The organism is Halomonas faecis (genome assembly GCF_010993975.1).
GTDB lineage: Bacteria > Pseudomonadota > Gammaproteobacteria > Pseudomonadales > Halomonadaceae > Halomonas > Halomonas faecis.
This window is the reverse complement of sequence record NZ_JAACZO010000032.1, coordinates 97,007-113,287: the sequence shown is the minus strand read 5'-3', so window position 1 is coordinate 113,287 and position 16,281 is coordinate 97,007. Positions and strand designations below refer to the sequence as shown.

The following is a 16,281-nucleotide window of genomic DNA, read 5'->3' as shown; positions in this document are numbered from 1 at the left end:
GTAGAAGGAGTCGTACGGTCTGCCGTCCCGGGTGGACGGTGATCTCAGGTCTGGGTGGCTTGCGCATTCGCCGCCGGCGTATGAACGGCATGCAGCCGGGCGATCAGCTGATCCTCCATGGCGAAGCGCTCGGTGAGGCCACGGGCGAGACGGTCGAGCCAGGCGGGCAGACGGGGCAGATAGTGACGGCAACGCACGGGCGTGGCGTAGTCGGCATCGAAGGCGAGCATCAGCTCGGTGGACATGTCGAGTCGCTCGAGCAGCTTTTCGGCAATGCCGAGGGCCTGGTCATCGCCGAAGTGTCGTGCTTCTTCGCGCAGCTGCGGATAGATCTCGAAATGGCCAGCGCTGATGTAGTCCATCAGCAGCTCGCTGAAGCGGTCGATCTGCGACTTTTCGACCGCTTCCAGCTCGGTGTCACAGGCCTCCTTGAGTTCCACGAAGCACACCAGCAGCTCGCGGCGCTCGTCGAGCCAGCGATCGATGAGGCGATGAACACCTCCCCAGCGTTCCTGGGCGTTCTTGCAATCCTCGAGCATGGGCACCTCCCTGGCGGCGCGTCACCGGAATCTGGCCGGCCCAACGCGATACGACCTTTCAGGCCGACGTCGCTCAGACTCGCTCGCGGCCAGGGTCGCTGTCAATCCCGATGCGTCGGCACCGTCAGTGACGTTCAACGCTCCAGGAACGGTACAGCAGACCCAGCGGCGCCAGCGCCAGCACCAGGAAGCCGACGAGCGTCCAGCCCGGCAGCGAGATGCCGAGAAACAGGAAATCGATGTCGGCACACTCGCCTGAGCCGGAAAGCACCATGGAAATCATCTCCTGCAGGGGCAGGATATCCATCATGTAGTCCAGGCTGGGGCCGCAACTGGGCACCTCGTCGGCCGGCAGCGACTGCAGCCAGAGGTGGCGCCAGGCCACGCCGACCCCGCCCAGCACGGCTACCAGCGACAGAGCGCCGTAGATGCCGGCACCGAGCCGTCCCGCCGGGTCGTGCAGCGCCGCCACGAGAAACACCGCCGCCGCCGAGAGCACGGCAACGCGCTGGAAGATGCACAGCGGGCAGGGCGCCAGCCCCACCACGTGTTCGAGAAACAGCGCCACGCCCATCATCAGCACGCAGAAGGCCAGGCCGGCCAGGCTCCACTGGCGCACCCGCCAGCGACGAAGAGAGGTCATCACGAGGCGCCTCCAGCATGCTGCATGGTGGATGATCGACCGAGCGTGGCCACGCGAGCCTCACGGGCACGGGCGAAGTAATGGCCGAGAAAGGATTCGAAAGACTCGGTCTCGGCCGCCTCGATATCGCGCTGCTGGCGATGCGAGGTAGACACCAAGTCGGCGAACAGCGCTTCGCGGGCGGGGTCCATCGGCTCGGCACGCAGTTGTGCGGCCTGCTCCTGCGCCAGTTCCAACATGACATCGACGAACTCCTCGCCGCTGGCCTCGAGGCGCGCCAGCAAGCGGCCGGATGGCGTCAGCGACGGATCGTCGAGACTCGGCTCGAGCTCAGCCAGGGCGTCAGCATGCGGCGTTCCCTCCACCGAGGCATCGAGGAGCTCGGCGACCTGGGCGAGCTCGGCGAATATCTCGCCGCCCCACTCCGCCACCGAGCGCCGCCGCCCGTCGTGCTCCAGGCGCATTTCGGGGTCGCGACCGCGCTCCACCACTCGCTGGCGGTTGTCGTCCAGGCGATCACACTCATCGTCGGGAATCCATGGGCTCTCGGAAAGCAGGCACCACATCAGGAAGACGTCGAGAAAGTGCATCCGCGCGGCATCGATGCCCAGCGCGTGGAAAGGGTCGAGATCGAGGCAGCGCACCTCGATGTATTCCACGCCGCGGGCCTCGAGGGCCTGGCTCGGCGTCTCGTCGTGGCGCGCCACCCGCTTGGGGCGAATGTCGCTGTAGTACTCGTTTTCGATCTGCAGGATGTTGGCGTTGAGCTGGTGCCATCGGTCGCCTTCGTGCACGCCCAGCGCCTCGTAGGCCGGCCAGGGCGTGGAGATGGCGTGGCGCAGGGTATTCACGTAGTTGGAAAGGGAGTTGAAACAGATCTTCAGCTGGGCCTGCACCTTGTTCTGATAGCCCAGATCCGACATGCGCAGACTGGTCGCGTAGCGCGAGATCAGGGTGTCGCGGCCGTGGGCCTCGAGTTTGTCGGGAATCCGGCCATCCGGCAGGAAGCTCCGGTCGAGCGCCGGCGAGGCACCGAACAGATAGAGCAGCAACCAGCTGTGACGCCGGAAGTTGCGTATCAGTCCGAAGTAGCGCGCCGAACGGTAGTCGTCCAGCGACGTGTCCGAGGCACCGTCCATCTCGCGCAGCTGCATCCACAGCTCGTCGGGCAGCGAGAAATTGTAGTGCACGCCGGCGATGGCCTGCATGATGCGCCCGTAGCGCACGTCCAGCCCGCGGCGATAGACGTGCTTCATCATTCCCACGTTGGAGGTGCCGTAGTCGGCGATGGTCACGCTATCGTTGCCGTCGAGCCGCGCCGGCATGCTGCCCGGCCAGATCAACTCGTCGCCCAGATGGCGATGGCTGAAGCGATGCAGGTCGGCGAGAAACGCCATGGCATCCGCCGGCCGGCAATAGACCGGCGTGATGTACTCGAGCAGCGCCTCGGAGTAGTCGGTGGTGATGTGCGGATGCGTCAGCTTGGAGCCCAGCGCCGCGGGATGCGGCGTCGCCGCGATGCGGCCGTCACGGTCGACGCGCAGCCCCTCCTTCTCGACGCCGCGCCGCAAATGGCCGAAGCGCCGCTGGCGGGCCAGGGTGGAGAGACGCGAAACGGTGGCAGTCAGTGATTCAGACAAGGCGACAACCCCATGTCATGGCTGCGCCCAGCAGCCGGTCTAAGCGAGGCGGCCGCTGAAGGCGGCCGCGGGTAATGGTGTCAAGTATGACGGCACGCACGCGGGGTTCAAGACTTGCCGCGCTGCGCCTGGCGCAGTGCTTCGCCGAGCGCCCCGAGCTGACTGCCCGAATCGCCCTGACGGCCGCCCTGGTCCGCGCCCTTGCGCGGTGGCTTGCCCTGCGAGGCGTTGCGTTTTTCTCCACCGCGGCGAGGCTTGCCGCCCTCCTCGTCCGGTTGGTCGTCCAGACGCATGGTCAGGCCGATGCGCGCGCGCTCCAGATCCACGCTCATCACTTTCACCGTGACGATGTCACCGGCCTTGACCACCGAACGCGGATCCTCGACGAAACGATCGGAGAGCGCCGAAATGTGCACCAGACCATCCTGGTGGACACCGATGTCGACGAAGGCGCCGAAGTGGGTGACATTGGTAACGCTGCCCTCGAGGATCATGCCAGGCTCGAGATCCTTGAGCGTCTCGACACCTTCGCGGAACTCGGCGGCCTTGAACTCGGGCCGCGGGTCGCGGCCGGGCTTGTCGAGTTCGGCGAGGATGTCGGTCACCGTGGGCACGCCGAAGCGCTCGTCGGCGAAGTCGGCGGGCTTCACCGTCTTGAGGGTGGCGCTGTCGCCGATCAGCCCGGCCAGCGGCCGGCCATTGCGCTCGGCAATGCGTTCTACCAGCGGATAGGCCTCGGGATGCACGGCGCTGGCGTCCAACGGGTTGTCGCCGTTCATGATGCGCAGAAACCCCGCACACTGCTCGAAGGTCTTGGGCCCCAGGCGGCTGACGTCGAGCAGCTGCTTGCGGCTGGTGAAGGCGCCTTCGGCGTTGCGCCGCGCGACGACAGCCTCGGCCAGCGCCGGGCTGAGGCCGGCCACCCGGGAGAGCAGCGCGCTCGAGGCGGTGTTGAGATCGACGCCCACGGCGTTCACGCAATCCTCGATCACCGCCTCGAGGCTCTTCGACAGCTGCAGCTGGGAGACATCGTGCTGGTACTGACCCACGCCGATGGACTTGGGCTCGATCTTGACCAGCTCGGCCAGCGGGTCCTGCAGGCGCCGGGCGATGGAGACGGCGCCGCGAATGGTGACGTCGAGATCGGGCAGCTCGCGAGACGCGTACTCGGAAGCCGAGTAGACCGACGCTCCCGCCTCGCTGACCATCACCTTGGAGAGATTGCGCTTGCCGGCCCCGCTCTTTGAAGAAAAAAGCTTGACCAGGTCGGCGGCCAGCTTGTCGGTTTCGCGGCTCGCCGTGCCGTTGCCCACGGCAATCAGCGTCACGTCGTGCTTTTCCACCAGCTTGGCGAGTTCGGCCAGCGCCGCGTCCCAGCGCTTCTGAGGGGCATGGGGATAGATGGTGGCATGTTCGAGAAACTGCCCCGTGGCGTCGACCACCGCCACCTTGCAACCGGTGCGCAGGCCGGGATCGATGGCCAGGGTCGCCTTCTGCCCCGCCGGGGCGGCGAGCAGCAGATCCTTGAGGTTGGCGGCGAAGACATCGATGGCCTCGGCCTCGGCGCGCTCGCGCAGCCGGCCCAGCAGCTCGGTTTCGAGGTGGGTGTAGAGCTTGACCCGCCATGTCCAGCGCACCACGTCACGCAGCCACTTGTCGGCCGCGCGACCTTTGTCGCGGATACCGAAATGCCTGGCGATGGCCACCTGGGCGGGATGGATGGGCGCCTCGTCTTCGCCGGGTAAACGGATGGCCAGTGCCAGCACCCCTTCGTTGCGGCCGCGGAACATGGCCAGCGCGCGATGCGAGGGGACCTTGGCGAGTTTTTCGTCGTGCTCGAAGTAGTCGGAGAACTTGGCACCTTCGCGCTCCTTGCCCTCGAGCAGGCGCGCACTGAGTTCGCCCTCGCTCCATAGCCGCTCACGCAGCGCGCCGACCAGCTCGGGATCCTCGGCGAAACGCTCCATCAGGATCTGCTTTGCCCCATCCAATGCGGCTTTCGCATCCTCGACGGCGGGAGTGTCGCCCTCGGCCGCGCGAAGGTACTTCGCCGCCTCGGTTTCGGGGTCAAGGCCGGGGTCTGTCAGCAGCGCATCGGCCAGCGGCTCCAGCCCCGCCTCGCGGGCGATCTGCGCCTTGGTGCGGCGCTTCTTCTTATAGGGCAGGTAGAGATCTTCCAGGCGCTGCTTGGTGTCGGCGGCCTGGATCAGACTCTCGAGCTCAGCCGTGAGCTTGCCCTGCTCGTCGATCGCCGCGAGCACCGCCTCCCGGCGCTCCTCGAGCTCACGCAGATAGCGCAGGCGCTCGTCCAGCTGGCGCAGCTGGGTGTCGTCGAGGCCACCGGTGACCTCCTTGCGGTAGCGGGCGATGAAGGGCACGGTGGCGCCGCCGTCGAGCAGCTCCACCGTGGCCGACACCTGCTGAGGGCGAACGGCGAGCTCTTCGGCGAGACGGGAAATGATGCGGGTCGTGGCGTCCATGACATCCTTGGCGTTGCTGCGTCAGAGAAGAGGCGCAACGGTATCACAAGGCCGGCTTCGCCGGGAGCCTGACCTGGGCTTCGCCCGGAGCTGGAAGCTGGAAGGCAGTGAGCCCAGCAATAATGGGGTCAAGGGTTTTCTTCAAGCTTCCAGCTTACGGCCGCGAAGCGGACGATCTCACCGCTCCGGGCGAAGCCCGGTCGGGTTTTTCTTCAAGCTTATGACTTCAAGCTCCGGGCCAGGCCCGGCCGGGTTTTCTTACAGCTTCAAGCTTATGGCTTCAAGCTCCCGACGAAGTCGGGGCCGGATGAAAGCTCAGCGCCAACCCGTTGTTGCACCAGCGCAGCCCGGTGGGGTCGGGGCCATCATCGAAGACGTGGCCCTGGTGGCCACCGCAGCGCGCGCAGTGATACTCGGTGCGAGGCAGCAGCATGCTGAAATCGAGCTGGCTGAGCAGATGCCCTTCCACGTGCTCGAAGAAGCTGGGCCAACCGGTACCGGAGTCGTACTTCATGGCACTGGTGAACAGCAGTAGATCGCAGCCGGCGCAGCGATACTCGCCCTCGCGCGTCTCCGCATCCAGCGGGCTGGAGAAAGGCTCTTCGGTGCCGTGATCGCGCAGGATCCAGAACTCATCGCGGGTGAGTCGCTCACGCCACTCGGCCTCGGAGAGCTCGAGCGGCTCGATGTCTTCGGCCCGCTCCAGGTTCACACGAACGTACCCCAGGCTCACCCCGGGAATCAGCGTGGCCGCACCGGTCACGCCGAGCAGACTCAGAAAATGGCGCCGCCGCATGATCGACCTCCTAGGGATAACAGACGCCCCGAATGCCAGGAACGCAACGGGGGAGAGCACATGCCCTCCCCCGTTATGACCGCCGTTCCCGGCAGCGGTTCGGCTCGACGAAGCGTCAGACGAGACTCGGTCCCGCCTTGACGATGGCCTCGCTCACGCCGTCGAACTTCTTGAAGTTGTCGACGAACTTGGCGGCCAGGTCGTCCCGCTTGCGGTCATAGGCGGCCTTGTCCTCCCAGGTTTCGCGCGGGTCGAGCAGGCGGGTATCGACACCCGGTACGACGGTCGGCACATCGAGGTTGAGACCTTCGATGCGCTGGGTCTCGACCTCGCGCAGCACGCCGGACTGAATGGCGCTGATGATGGCGCGCGTGGTGGGGATGGAGAAGCGCGAGCCGCCCTCGCCGTAGGCGCCGCCGGTCCAGCCGGTATTGACCAGGTAAACCTGGGCATCCTTCGCGGCCACGCGCTTGATCAGCAGGTCGGCATACTCACGGGCCGGTCGCGGGAAGAAAGGCGCGCCGAAGCAGGTGGAGAAGGTGGCCTCGAGACCACTGGAAGACCCCATCTCGGTGGAGCCCACCTTGGCGGTGTAGCCGGAGAGGAAGTGATACGCCGCCGCTTCCTTGGACAGCACCGAGACCGGCGGCAGCACGCCGCTCATGTCGCAGGTCAGGAAGATGATCGCATTGGGCTCGCCGGCACGGTTCTCGGGAACGCGCTTGCCGACGTGCTCCAGCGGATAGGCCGCCCGAGAATTCTGAGTCAGGCTGTCGTCGGCAAAGTCGGGTTCGCGGCGATCGTCGAGAACCACGTTCTCCAGCACGGTGCCGAACTTGATGGCGTTCCAGATCACCGGCTCGTTCTTTTCGGAGAGGTCGATGCACTTGGCATAGCAACCGCCTTCGATGTTGAACACGGTGCCCGGACCCCAGCCATGTTCGTCGTCACCGATCAAATAGCGTGCCGGATCGGCGGAAAGCGTGGTCTTGCCGGTGCCGGAAAGACCGAAGAACAGCGTAGTCTCGCCGTCTTCGCCGACGTTGGCGCTGCAGTGCATGGGCAGCACGTCGAAAGACGGCAGCAGGAAATTCTGCACCGAGAACATGGCCTTCTTCATTTCGCCAGCGTAGCGCATGCCGGCGATCAGCACTCTCTGCTGGGCGAAGTTGATGATCACGGTACCGTCGGAGTTGGTGCCGTCACGCGCCGGGTCGCATTCAAAGAAGGGCGCGTTGAGGATCGTCCACTCATTCTTGGCGGCAGGATTGTAGGCGGTGGGCCGCACGAACATGGTACGCCCGAAGAGGTTGTGCCAGGCGGTCTCGGTAGTCACCCGCACCGGCAGATAGTGCTCCGGGTCGCTGCCCACGTGAAGCTCGGACACGAAATGCTCGCCGCCGCCCAGGTAGTCTTCCACGCGCCCCCACAGGGCATCGAACTTGTCGGCATCGAAGGGGCGGTTGACGCTACCCCAGTCGATCTGGCCACTGGTGGACGGCTCATCGACGATATAGCGATCCTTGGGCGAGCGACCGGTGCGCTCGCCGGTGTTCACCACCAGGGCGCCGTTGGCGGCCAGGCGGCCTTCGCCGCGCAGCACGGCGCGTTCGATGAGTTCGGCGCTGCTGAGGTTGGCGTGGGCTTGGGGGGCGACTCGAGGTTTGGTCATGTCGGTTCCTGGGCCTTGCGGCCGGTTCTCTCTCGTGGGCCTGGCGCTGAGCACGCCATTTGCTAAGGGTTTCCGATCGCTCCCGAGGGGGTCACCGTACTTATCGCTGTTATGAGCAGGGCAATCGGCCGAAAAGCGGGCGCCATTATGGCAAAAAGCAAGGCCATGGGGAACGCTGCCGTTGGCCGAAGTTCTTGTAGTTTTACTACTACATCGAGACCATTTCGCGACACTTTGTCGCACGATTCATGCTGCTGTGCAGCGCTGCGGGCTGCGGGCTATAGTCCAACTCGCCCCTCGAAACCCGAAGCGACCCTTCAGTGCAACGTCGGCGGTGTGGCGTCGCCAGCCTGCAGCAGCGCCTCGACCTCGGCGGCACCGAAATGGTAACGGCTGTGGCAGAAGTGGCACTGGGTATCGACGGCCCCTTGTTCGGCAAGGATGTCGCGAACCTCTTCGGCACCCAGCGTCAACAGCGCCTGGGCAATACGTTCGCGAGAGCAGGTGCAGCCAAAACGCAGAGCCTTGGGTTCGAAGACGCGTACGGTCTCTTCATGATAAAGGCGGTGCAGCAGCTCGTGCTGGGCCAGGCCCAGCAGCTCGGCGTCACCCAGAGTCTCGGCCAGATGCACGGTTCGCGCCCAGGCATCGTCATCCTGGTTGAGCGACTCGTCCGGCAAGCGCTGCAGCAGCAGCCCGCCGGCGCGCGACCCGTCGGCAGCCAGCCACAGCCGGGTGGGCAGCTGTTCGGACTGGGCGAAATAGGCTTCCAGACACCCCGCCAGACTGTCGTGGTCGAGCGCCACGATGCCCTGATAGCGATTGCCCTCGCGCGGGTCCAGGGTGATCACGATCTGGCCATCTCCCACCAGATCGCGGAAAGCCGCGTCGCCCGCCGGCAGCTCGGCCTCCTCGCTCAGCCGGGCGATGGCGCGCAGCTCGCCGCCGGGATTGGACTCGGCCATCAGCAGCGAGAGCGCACCCTGGCCGCGCACTTCGATGCTCAGGATGCCATCGAGCTTGACGGTATCGGTTAGCAGGGCCACCGCAGCCAGCAGTTCGCCCAGCAGCCGGTTGACGGCGGCGGGGTAGGCGTGACGCTCGAGCACGTCGGCGTAGGCCCGTTCGAGAGTGACGATCTCGCCACGCACGTTGGTGCGCTCGAACAGGAAGCGTTGGATCTGGTCGGTCATGAGATATTCCGGTTCGGACATCGAGGTTCGTGGGTACAACCCGTGCAGGAACAGGCACTTAGCGCAGTTGAGAACCATCGCCCTGCTGACGCGGTAAGCGCTTGATCTTTATCCTGGTTGCTCTGCGCTAAGCCCATAGTAGAGAGCGGCCTTCATCAAGGCCTCGTCCTGCGTGATCACGACAGCCTGGTGGGCTTCTGCACAAGCCAGATGGAGCGCATCCAGCGTTCTCAACGCAGTCTTGCGAGCCAATAACCAGTGGCTGGCACGCTGATAATGGCTGGATTCGATGGGACACACCACGAATCGACCGGCGGATGCATCTTCATGAAAGGCGCTTTCCACCCGATTGGCCTGCGGCTCGGTAAGCTCCTCGGTGCGTACCCAGCGCGCCAACGCCGAAGCCACCTCGACCTCGGTAAGCTGACTGATCAGGACGGGGCGTTGCTGGCACGCCAGCAATGTCTGTACCGCCTCACTACTGGCTTCCTGACGGTAATACGGTAACAGGGCGCTGGTATCGAAATAGAGCATTCAGTAGCGCTCCTCATCGCGCAGCGCCCGAACGGACTCGGCTACCGTGTCCTGCATGGGGGGCAGCTCGGCACGCAAAGAGCGTCGATCAGGGAAACGCACCTCTGCAGGCGTCGCGGCCACCAGCTTCGCGGCAGGCTGACCACGCCGTAAGATGATGATTTCTTCGCCGGCAGCTACCGCATCCAGCAAGCTCGCCAGCCGGTCGCGAGTGTCACGGACGTTGATGGTTTGCACGATGCCGCCCTCGGATTGTGTACATCCGTAGTGTACACCGCCTGAGATAAAACCGACAGCCGAGTCGGTGCGGGCTAATTAGACATCATCGCCCTGCTCGCGCTGGAACCGCTTGATCTTGCGACGTTCCCGCTTGTCGGGACGCTTCATGGGATGCTGCATGGCCTGGTTGGTGAGGCGCCGCGCCTCGGCTTCGCGAGCGCGGCGCTCGACGCTTTCCGGTGTCTCGCGATAGAGCTCGCGCGCCTCGGGGGCACCGCGGCGTTGATCGGAGAGCGCCAGCACTTCCACTTCCCAGATATCCCAACCTTGAGGAACGCGAATCAAGGCCCCCGGCTCCACGGTCTTGCTGGTCTTGGCGCGGGCGCCATTGTAGTGCACCTTGCCACCCTCGATGGCCTTCTTGGCCAGCTGGCGCGTCTTGAAGAAGCGCGCCGCCCACAGCCACTTGTCGAGCCGCACGCCGCTCACGCTTCCCCCTCGCCGTCACGCCGCGCTTCCCGGGGCAGTTCCTGGGGCAGGATGGTGGCAAAGCGATCCAGGGCGATGAACTCCTCGAGCTCCTTTTCCGGCCGCGTGCTGTCGGGCTGCTTGATGCCCAACAGGTGACGAATGCCGAACTCGCGGGCACTCTCCAGCACGCTGACGTTGTCGTCGATGAACAGCGTGCGCGCCGGATCGAAGGGCTCGACCTCCTGCAGGGCGAACCAGAACGCCTGGGCCTCCTTGGGCACGCCCAGATCCTCCGAGGAGACGATGGCATCCACGTAGGTCTCGAGGCCGGTGAGCGGCAGCTTGAGCGCCAGCCCTTCACGATCGGCGTTGGTGGCCAGCACGACTCGTGGATGGGCGCGCTTGAGCCACTTGAGGAAATCCAGAGCATCGCTACGCAAACCGATCAGGTGCTGCACCTCGCGCTTGAGCGTCAGCACGTCGACGCCCAGTTCCCGGCTCCAGTAGGCCAGGCTGTACCAGTTGAGCGTGCCCTTCTCGCGAATGATGCGCGCACGCACCTGCTCCTGGGTGGCCTCGTCCAGGCGGTGCAGCTCTGCGTAGCGGCGCGGCAGGTGCTCGAGCCAGAAGTGGCTGTCGAAATGCAGGTCCAGCAGGGTGCCGTCCATGTCCAGCAGAACGGTATCGATGGCGCGCCAGTCGATCATCGCGGCTCCAGGTGGCGTGCGGTCGGGGGCAGGCGTGGTAGTGTATCAGCCAGACTTCATGACAGAAACGGAGTTCCCATGTCAGAGACCCCCTGGCCCCGCAAGCCCCAGGTGCTGTCGTGTCAATCGGTGGCGAAGAGTCGGCTGTTCCACGTCGAGTCGCTGGAGCTGCGTTTCGCCAACGGTGCCGAGCGCACCTTCGAGCGCCTGACCGGCAGCGATCAGGGTGCGGTGATGATCGTCGCCATGCCCGACCCCGACCACGTGCTGCTGATCCGCGAGTACGCGGCCGGTTTCGAAGACTATGTGCTGACGCTGCCCAAGGGGCTGGTCGACCCCGGCGAAGACGTGATCAGCGCAGCCAATCGCGAGCTGATGGAAGAGTGCGGCTTCGGGGCGGAGCACATCGAGCCGCTGGTCGAGCTGTCCTTGGCCCCCAACTACATGCGCCACCGCATGCAGGTGCTGCTGGCCACCGATCTCTACCCCAAACGCCTGCCCGGCGACGAGCCCGAACCGTTGATCGTCGAGACCCACGCGCTGGAGGAACTTTCGGCGCTGCTGCTGCGCGAGGACTTCCACGAGGCGCGCGCCATCGCTGCACTGTTCATCGCCCGCGATGCCCTGCGTCAACGCCAGTCCAGCGAATCGCCGCTGAGCTGGTAGTCTCAGCGGGCATTCAGATGGCGCGGACCGCCCTCTTCGCGAAGGCGAATCCAGCGCCCCTGGCGGTAGCTGTCGAGACCGGCTTCGATGAGAGTCATCACCGACAAGGCCTGATCGACGCTCACCGGCGGCGGAGCCTCACCGGCCAGGGCATCGACGATGCCGGCATAGAACGCCAGGTAGTCGCCGGGCACGGCGGGGTGATCCTGACGCACCAGTGACACCTCGCCTCCCTCGCCCCGGTCGAGCAGAAGCTCGCCGGCCTGCGGGTCTTCCCCCCAGGCCGGGGCGGGCACGCGTCCTTCCCGCAGCCAGCGCTCCTGGGGGTCGGCTCCGTACTTGACGAAGCTTCCCCGCGTGCCATGCAACGCCAGGCGCGGCGTGGCCTCGGCCACCAGCGAGCTCGCCTGAAGCATCACGCGCATGCCTTCGTAATCGAGCAACGCCAGGAATTCATCGTCGACCTCGGCTCGTTCACGAGCGGTCGCCAGCTCCAGAAGAATGGCTCTGGGCATGCCGAACAAGACATGCGCCTGGTCGAGCAGGTGTGCGCCCAGGTCATACCAGATGCCGCTACCCGGCTTGTGGTGATCGCGCCAGCGGTCCGCCACATGGGGGCGAAAACGGTCGAAGCGCAGCTCCAGCGACACCGGCCGGCCCAGAGTCCGCGAATCGAGCAGCTCCTGTAGCGTCAGGAATTCGCTGTCCCAGCGACGGTTATGGAAGACGCTGAGCATCCGCTCGGCTTTCTCCGCCTGGGTCTTGAGCAGTCGCGCCTCCGATACCGACACCGTCAATGGCTTGTCGATCACCAGATGCTTGCCGGCCGCCAGGGCGGCCTTGCCCAGCGGAAAGTGGGTTTCATTGGGGGTGGCGATCACCACCAGGTCGATGTCGCTCCGGGCGAAGAGTGCCGCCGCCTTGGGCAGCACGTCGACGCCGGGCAGTGACTCCTGGACGGAATCCGTGCGGCTGCTGACGACCGCCAGCAGCTCCAGGCCGGGCGTGGCCTGGATCAGCGGCGCATGGAAGTATCGGCCGGCGACCCCGAAACCGACGAGGCCGACGCCATAGGTTTGCTGCTTCATATCGTTGCTGCCCTGCCGACGAAATTCAGAGAATATTTACGGGCTACTGCCTTCCTGATGATGTAAACATTCTCTAATCGAGCTTGGTGAGGTCGCGAACCGCACCCTTGTCGGCAGAGGTGGCCAGCAGAGCATAGGCCTTGAGCGCTGCCGACACCTTGCGATCACGCTGAATGGCGGGCTTCCAGGCATCTTTGCCCCTCGCCTCCATCGCCTCGCGACGCGCCGCGAGCTCGTCGTCGGAAAGCTGGACGTCGATGGTGCGATTGGGAATGTCGATGCGAATGGTGTCGCCGCTCTCGACCAGGCCGATGGCGCCGCCCGCTCCCGCTTCCGGCGAGACGTGGCCGATGGAAAGCCCGGAGGTGCCGCCGGAGAAGCGCCCGTCGGTGAGCAGCGCACACGCCTTGCCCAGCCCCTTGGATTTCAGGTACGAGGTCGGGTAGAGCATCTCCTGCATGCCCGGCCCACCCTTGGGGCCCTCGTAGCGAATGACGACCACCTCGCCTTCCTTCACCTGGCCACCGAGGATGTGCTCCACGGCCTGGTCCTGGGATTCGACCACATGGGCCGGGCCCTCGAAGACGAGGATCGAATCGTCGACGCCGGCTGTCTTCACCACACAGCCATCGCGGGCGATGTTGCCGTAGAGCACGGCCAGGCCGCCCTGCCTGGAGAAGGCGTGCTCCAGGTCGCGCACGCAGCCGGTGGCGCGGTCGCCGTCGAGGCTCGGCCAGCGGGCGCTCTGCGAGAAGGCCGTCTGGGTGGGAACGCCGCCGGGGCCCGCCTTGAAGAACTCCACTACCTCGGGGCTCGGCGAGCGCATGATGTCCCACTCGTCCAGCGCCGCCTTCAGGGTGTCGCCGTAAACGGTGGGCACCCGGGTATCCAGCACGCCGGCGCGGTCGAGTTCGCCGAGAATCGCCATGATGCCGCCGGCGCGGTGCACGTCCTCGATGTGGTACTGCTGGGTGTTGGGCGCCACCTTGCACAGCTGCGGCACCTCCCGCGACAGGCGGTCGATGTCGGCCATGGTGAAATCGATCTCCGCCTCCTGGGCGGCGGCCAGCAGGTGCAGGATGGTGTTGGTGGAGCCGCCCATGGCGATGTCGAGCGTCATGGCGTTGCCAAACGCCGCCCTGGAGCCGATGGCACGTGGCAGCAGGTGGGCTTCGTCGCCTTCGTAGACGCGCTTGGCCAGCTCGACGATGCGGTGGCCGGCGCTCTCGAACAGCCGGCGACGATCGGCATGGGTGGCGAGCATGGTGCCGTTGCCGGGCAGCGCCAGGCCCAGCGCCTCGGTGAGGCAGTTCATGGAATTGGCGGTGAACATGCCCGAGCAGCTGCCGCAGGTGGGGCAGGCGCTGCGCTCCACCTCGGCCAGGGTGGCGTCGTCGACGCTGTCGTCGGCGGCCATCACCATGGCGTCCACCAAGTCGAGGCCGTGGTCGAGCAGCTTGGTCTTGCCGGCTTCCATGGGCCCGCCGGAAACGAAGATGGTGGGCACGTTGAGGCGCATGGCCGCCATCAGCATCCCCGGGGTGATCTTGTCGCAGTTGGAGATGCACACCAGGGCATCGGCGCAGTGGGCGTTGACCATGTACTCGACGCTGTCGGCAATGATGTCGCGGCTGGGCAGCGAGTAGAGCATGCCGTCGTGGCCCATGGCGATGCCGTCGTCCACGGCGATGGTGTTGAACTCCTTGGCCACTCCGCCGGCCTTCTCGATCTCGCGGGCCACCAGTTGCCCCATGTCCTTCAGGTGTACGTGGCCGGGCACGAACTGGGTGAAGGAGTTGGCCACGGCGACGATCGGCTTATGGAAGTCGTCGTCCTTCATGCCGGTGGCGCGCCACAGGGCGCGGGCGCCGGCCATGTTGCGGCCGGCGGTGGTGGTGCGGGAACGATACTCGGGCATGGTGTCCTCTCGTGCTCAGTCACGCCGCCTCGGGCCATTCATGAATGACCTAACGGTCTAGTGTCCAGTCGGACCACCGATTCTGGCACGAGCGGCGCGGGCATGCCAGAAGGCAGGAGCGCAACAACCAGCAGGGCGAGTGGGGAAACGCGGCTTTCCCGGCGCCGCTCATCATGTCCCACCGCAACAGCCCTGTTTGACGCTTGCTGCTGGGTGACTCTTTCAGCTTCAAGCTTATGGCTTACCGCTCCGGCGCAGCCGGTCACCCGAACACCACCTTGGCCATGTCCCGGTAGCGCTTGGTGAAGTGCAAAGTCACGGCCCTTCCGAACGAGCCGCGGGCAGCGTCAAGCGAAAGACGGCACCGCCTTGCGGGTGATTGTCCACCTCGAGGCGGCCGCCGTGGCGGTCGACGATGCCATAGCTCACCGATAGGCCCAGGCCGGTGCCGCTACCGACGGGCTTAGTGGTAAAGAAAGGATCGAAGATCCTGCCCATCACACTGGGATCAACGCCCGGGCCGTCATCGTGAAAACGGACGGTGACCAGGCCGTCCTGCACCTCGCCGCTGATGCATAGGCGTGGCTGAGGACTCTCCTGCATCGCATCGAGAGCATTGTTCAAGAGATTGATGACCACCTGCTGGAGCTGACTTTCCGAACCGTGCACGACCAGAGTCTCCGGCAGGTCATTGCTCATATCGAGCCGCCTGGGGGTGGCACGCTCGACCCAGTGCAGGGAGCGTGCCACCACCTGGGAAAGATCAACGAACTGGTCGAGCCGCTCATCCGACGCCGAGAACCGCTTGAGGGCATCGACGATATCCTGGGTGCGCTCCGCCCCTTCCACGGTGCCTTCGACCAGTGAAGGCAGGTCGGCAAGGAGGTGATCGATGCGCAGCTCCGTGCGCAGCCGGTGAAGCTCATCCAGTGGAGCCTGCCGATGCACCGCCTCCAGGTAGCACATGATCCGCTCCGTGTAGCGCCGCAAAGCGAATACATTGCCCAGCACGAAGCCGATCGGGTTGTTCAGCTCATGGGCGACCCCGGCGACCAGTTGCCCCAGGGAGGCGAGTTTCTCGCTCTGCACCAGCTGCTGCTGCGTCCTCTTGAGCGACTGATGTGCGTCGTTGAGCGCCTGGTAGGCCTGGCGAAGCTCACCCACGGGACGGCCGACGATGACCATGCCGGTCACTCGTCGTGATGCATCGAGCAGAGGAGAACAGTTAACGGCCACTGGTCGAGGATCGGGCGAGCTGGGTGAGCAAAAGCTCACTTCGCAGTCGTGGATGGGCTCGTCGTGGGCGCGACGAAAGCGCGTCGGCTGGCAGAGTCGCGCACGTGACGCCTCATCGCCCAGCATCGCTGACAGCGGCTGACCGATCAGTTCTCGCTCGGTCATGCCGACCAGATCCATAAAGGCCCGATTGACCTGGCTGATATGTCCCCGACGATCACACACTAGGAGAATATCGGACATCGCCGCCAGCACGCTCAACATGAAGCTCTGTGACTGCTCCAGTTCGCGATTCTTCTCCTCCAGGGCCGTCTCATTATCCAGCAACTCGCGGTAGACCTCATCCATCCGTTGGATCACTTCCATCCAGGCGTTCTCGGTCCACTCCTCCGCTTCGACCTGATGCGGCATCGCACTCGGGCAATCCCCGTATGGCTGCTCATTGCCTTCGCTACGACCATCGTTGTGACGACTCATGG

The 16,281-nt window shown here is 65.3% G+C and carries 15 protein-coding genes; 1 reads left to right on the top strand and 14 read right to left on the bottom strand.

Annotation, left to right across the window (positions count from 1 at the left end; translation table 11 throughout):
* Nucleotides 1-44: 44 nt before the first annotated feature.
* The 11 genes from rsd to yrfG form a co-directional block, all read right to left on the bottom strand.
* Nucleotides 45-539, bottom strand: coding sequence for a sigma D regulator (gene rsd / locus GFD32_RS12330; protein WP_163576915.1), 495 nt, complete (start codon nt 537-539; stop codon nt 45-47).
* A 124-nt stretch (nt 540-663) separates the two neighbouring features.
* A complete protein-coding gene (locus GFD32_RS12325) occupies nt 664-1,182 on the bottom strand; it encodes a disulfide bond formation protein B (protein ID WP_163577064.1) in 519 nt (172 codons plus the stop codon).
* Entirely contained in the window at nt 1,182-2,822 is a 1,641-nt protein-coding gene (gene gshA / locus GFD32_RS12320; protein ID WP_163576914.1) for a glutamate--cysteine ligase, read from the bottom strand. The genes GFD32_RS12325 and gshA overlap by 1 nt, the downstream gene beginning before the upstream one ends.
* A gap of 107 nt (nt 2,823-2,929) precedes the next feature.
* The gene (locus tag GFD32_RS12315) at nt 2,930-5,302 is read right to left on the bottom strand and encodes a Tex family protein (RefSeq protein WP_163576913.1); all 2,373 of its coding nucleotides are present in this window, start codon (nt 5,300-5,302) and stop codon (nt 2,930-2,932) included.
* A 280-nt stretch (nt 5,303-5,582) separates the two neighbouring features.
* A complete protein-coding gene (msrB, locus tag GFD32_RS12310) occupies nt 5,583-6,098 on the bottom strand; it encodes a peptide-methionine (R)-S-oxide reductase MsrB (RefSeq protein WP_163576912.1) in 516 nt (171 codons plus the stop codon).
* Nucleotides 6,099-6,213: 115 nt separating this feature from the next.
* Nucleotides 6,214-7,770 carry a phosphoenolpyruvate carboxykinase gene (locus GFD32_RS12305; protein ID WP_163576911.1) on the bottom strand — a complete coding sequence of 519 codons (1,557 nt, stop codon included), beginning with the start codon at nt 7,768-7,770 and terminating at the stop codon, nt 6,214-6,216.
* A 317-nt stretch (nt 7,771-8,087) separates the two neighbouring features.
* On the bottom strand, nt 8,088-8,963 hold the full coding sequence (hslO, locus tag GFD32_RS12300) for an Hsp33 family molecular chaperone HslO (RefSeq protein WP_163576910.1): 876 nt from the start codon (nt 8,961-8,963) through the stop codon (nt 8,088-8,090).
* A gap of 108 nt (nt 8,964-9,071) precedes the next feature.
* Nucleotides 9,072-9,497 (bottom strand): type II toxin-antitoxin system VapC family toxin, encoded by a 426-nt coding sequence (locus GFD32_RS12295; RefSeq protein WP_163576909.1) that lies wholly within the window; start codon nt 9,495-9,497, stop codon nt 9,072-9,074.
* Nucleotides 9,498-9,734 (bottom strand): type II toxin-antitoxin system Phd/YefM family antitoxin, encoded by a 237-nt coding sequence (locus tag GFD32_RS12290; RefSeq protein WP_163576908.1) that lies wholly within the window; start codon nt 9,732-9,734, stop codon nt 9,498-9,500.
* A 78-nt stretch (nt 9,735-9,812) separates the two neighbouring features.
* Complete coding sequence (gene hslR / locus GFD32_RS12285; protein WP_163576907.1) at nt 9,813-10,205, bottom strand: ribosome-associated heat shock protein Hsp15; 393 nt, start codon at nt 10,203-10,205, stop codon at nt 9,813-9,815.
* Entirely contained in the window at nt 10,202-10,894 is a 693-nt protein-coding gene (gene yrfG, locus GFD32_RS12280; RefSeq protein WP_163576906.1) for a GMP/IMP nucleotidase, read from the bottom strand. The genes hslR and yrfG overlap by 4 nt, the downstream gene beginning before the upstream one ends.
* Nucleotides 10,895-10,972: 78 nt before the next feature.
* Between yrfG and nudE the strand changes: the two genes are divergently transcribed.
* Complete coding sequence (nudE, locus tag GFD32_RS12275) at nt 10,973-11,560, top strand: ADP compounds hydrolase NudE (RefSeq protein ID WP_163576905.1); 588 nt, start codon at nt 10,973-10,975, stop codon at nt 11,558-11,560.
* 2 nt (nt 11,561-11,562) lie between these two features.
* On the opposite strand, the gene GFD32_RS12270 is transcribed toward nudE, so the two are convergent.
* From GFD32_RS12270 to GFD32_RS12260, 3 genes are all read right to left on the bottom strand, one after another.
* Nucleotides 11,563-12,648: an oxidoreductase gene (locus tag GFD32_RS12270; RefSeq protein WP_163576904.1), complete on the bottom strand. Its 1,086-nt coding sequence runs from the start codon at nt 12,646-12,648 to the stop codon at nt 11,563-11,565.
* A 73-nt stretch (nt 12,649-12,721) separates the two neighbouring features.
* Nucleotides 12,722-14,566 (bottom strand): dihydroxy-acid dehydratase, encoded by a 1,845-nt coding sequence (gene ilvD / locus GFD32_RS12265; protein WP_163576903.1) that lies wholly within the window; start codon nt 14,564-14,566, stop codon nt 12,722-12,724.
* A gap of 315 nt (nt 14,567-14,881) precedes the next feature.
* Nucleotides 14,882-16,279: a sensor histidine kinase gene (locus tag GFD32_RS12260; protein ID WP_163576902.1), complete on the bottom strand. Its 1,398-nt coding sequence runs from the start codon at nt 16,277-16,279 to the stop codon at nt 14,882-14,884.
* Nucleotides 16,280-16,281 lie beyond the last annotated feature (2 nt).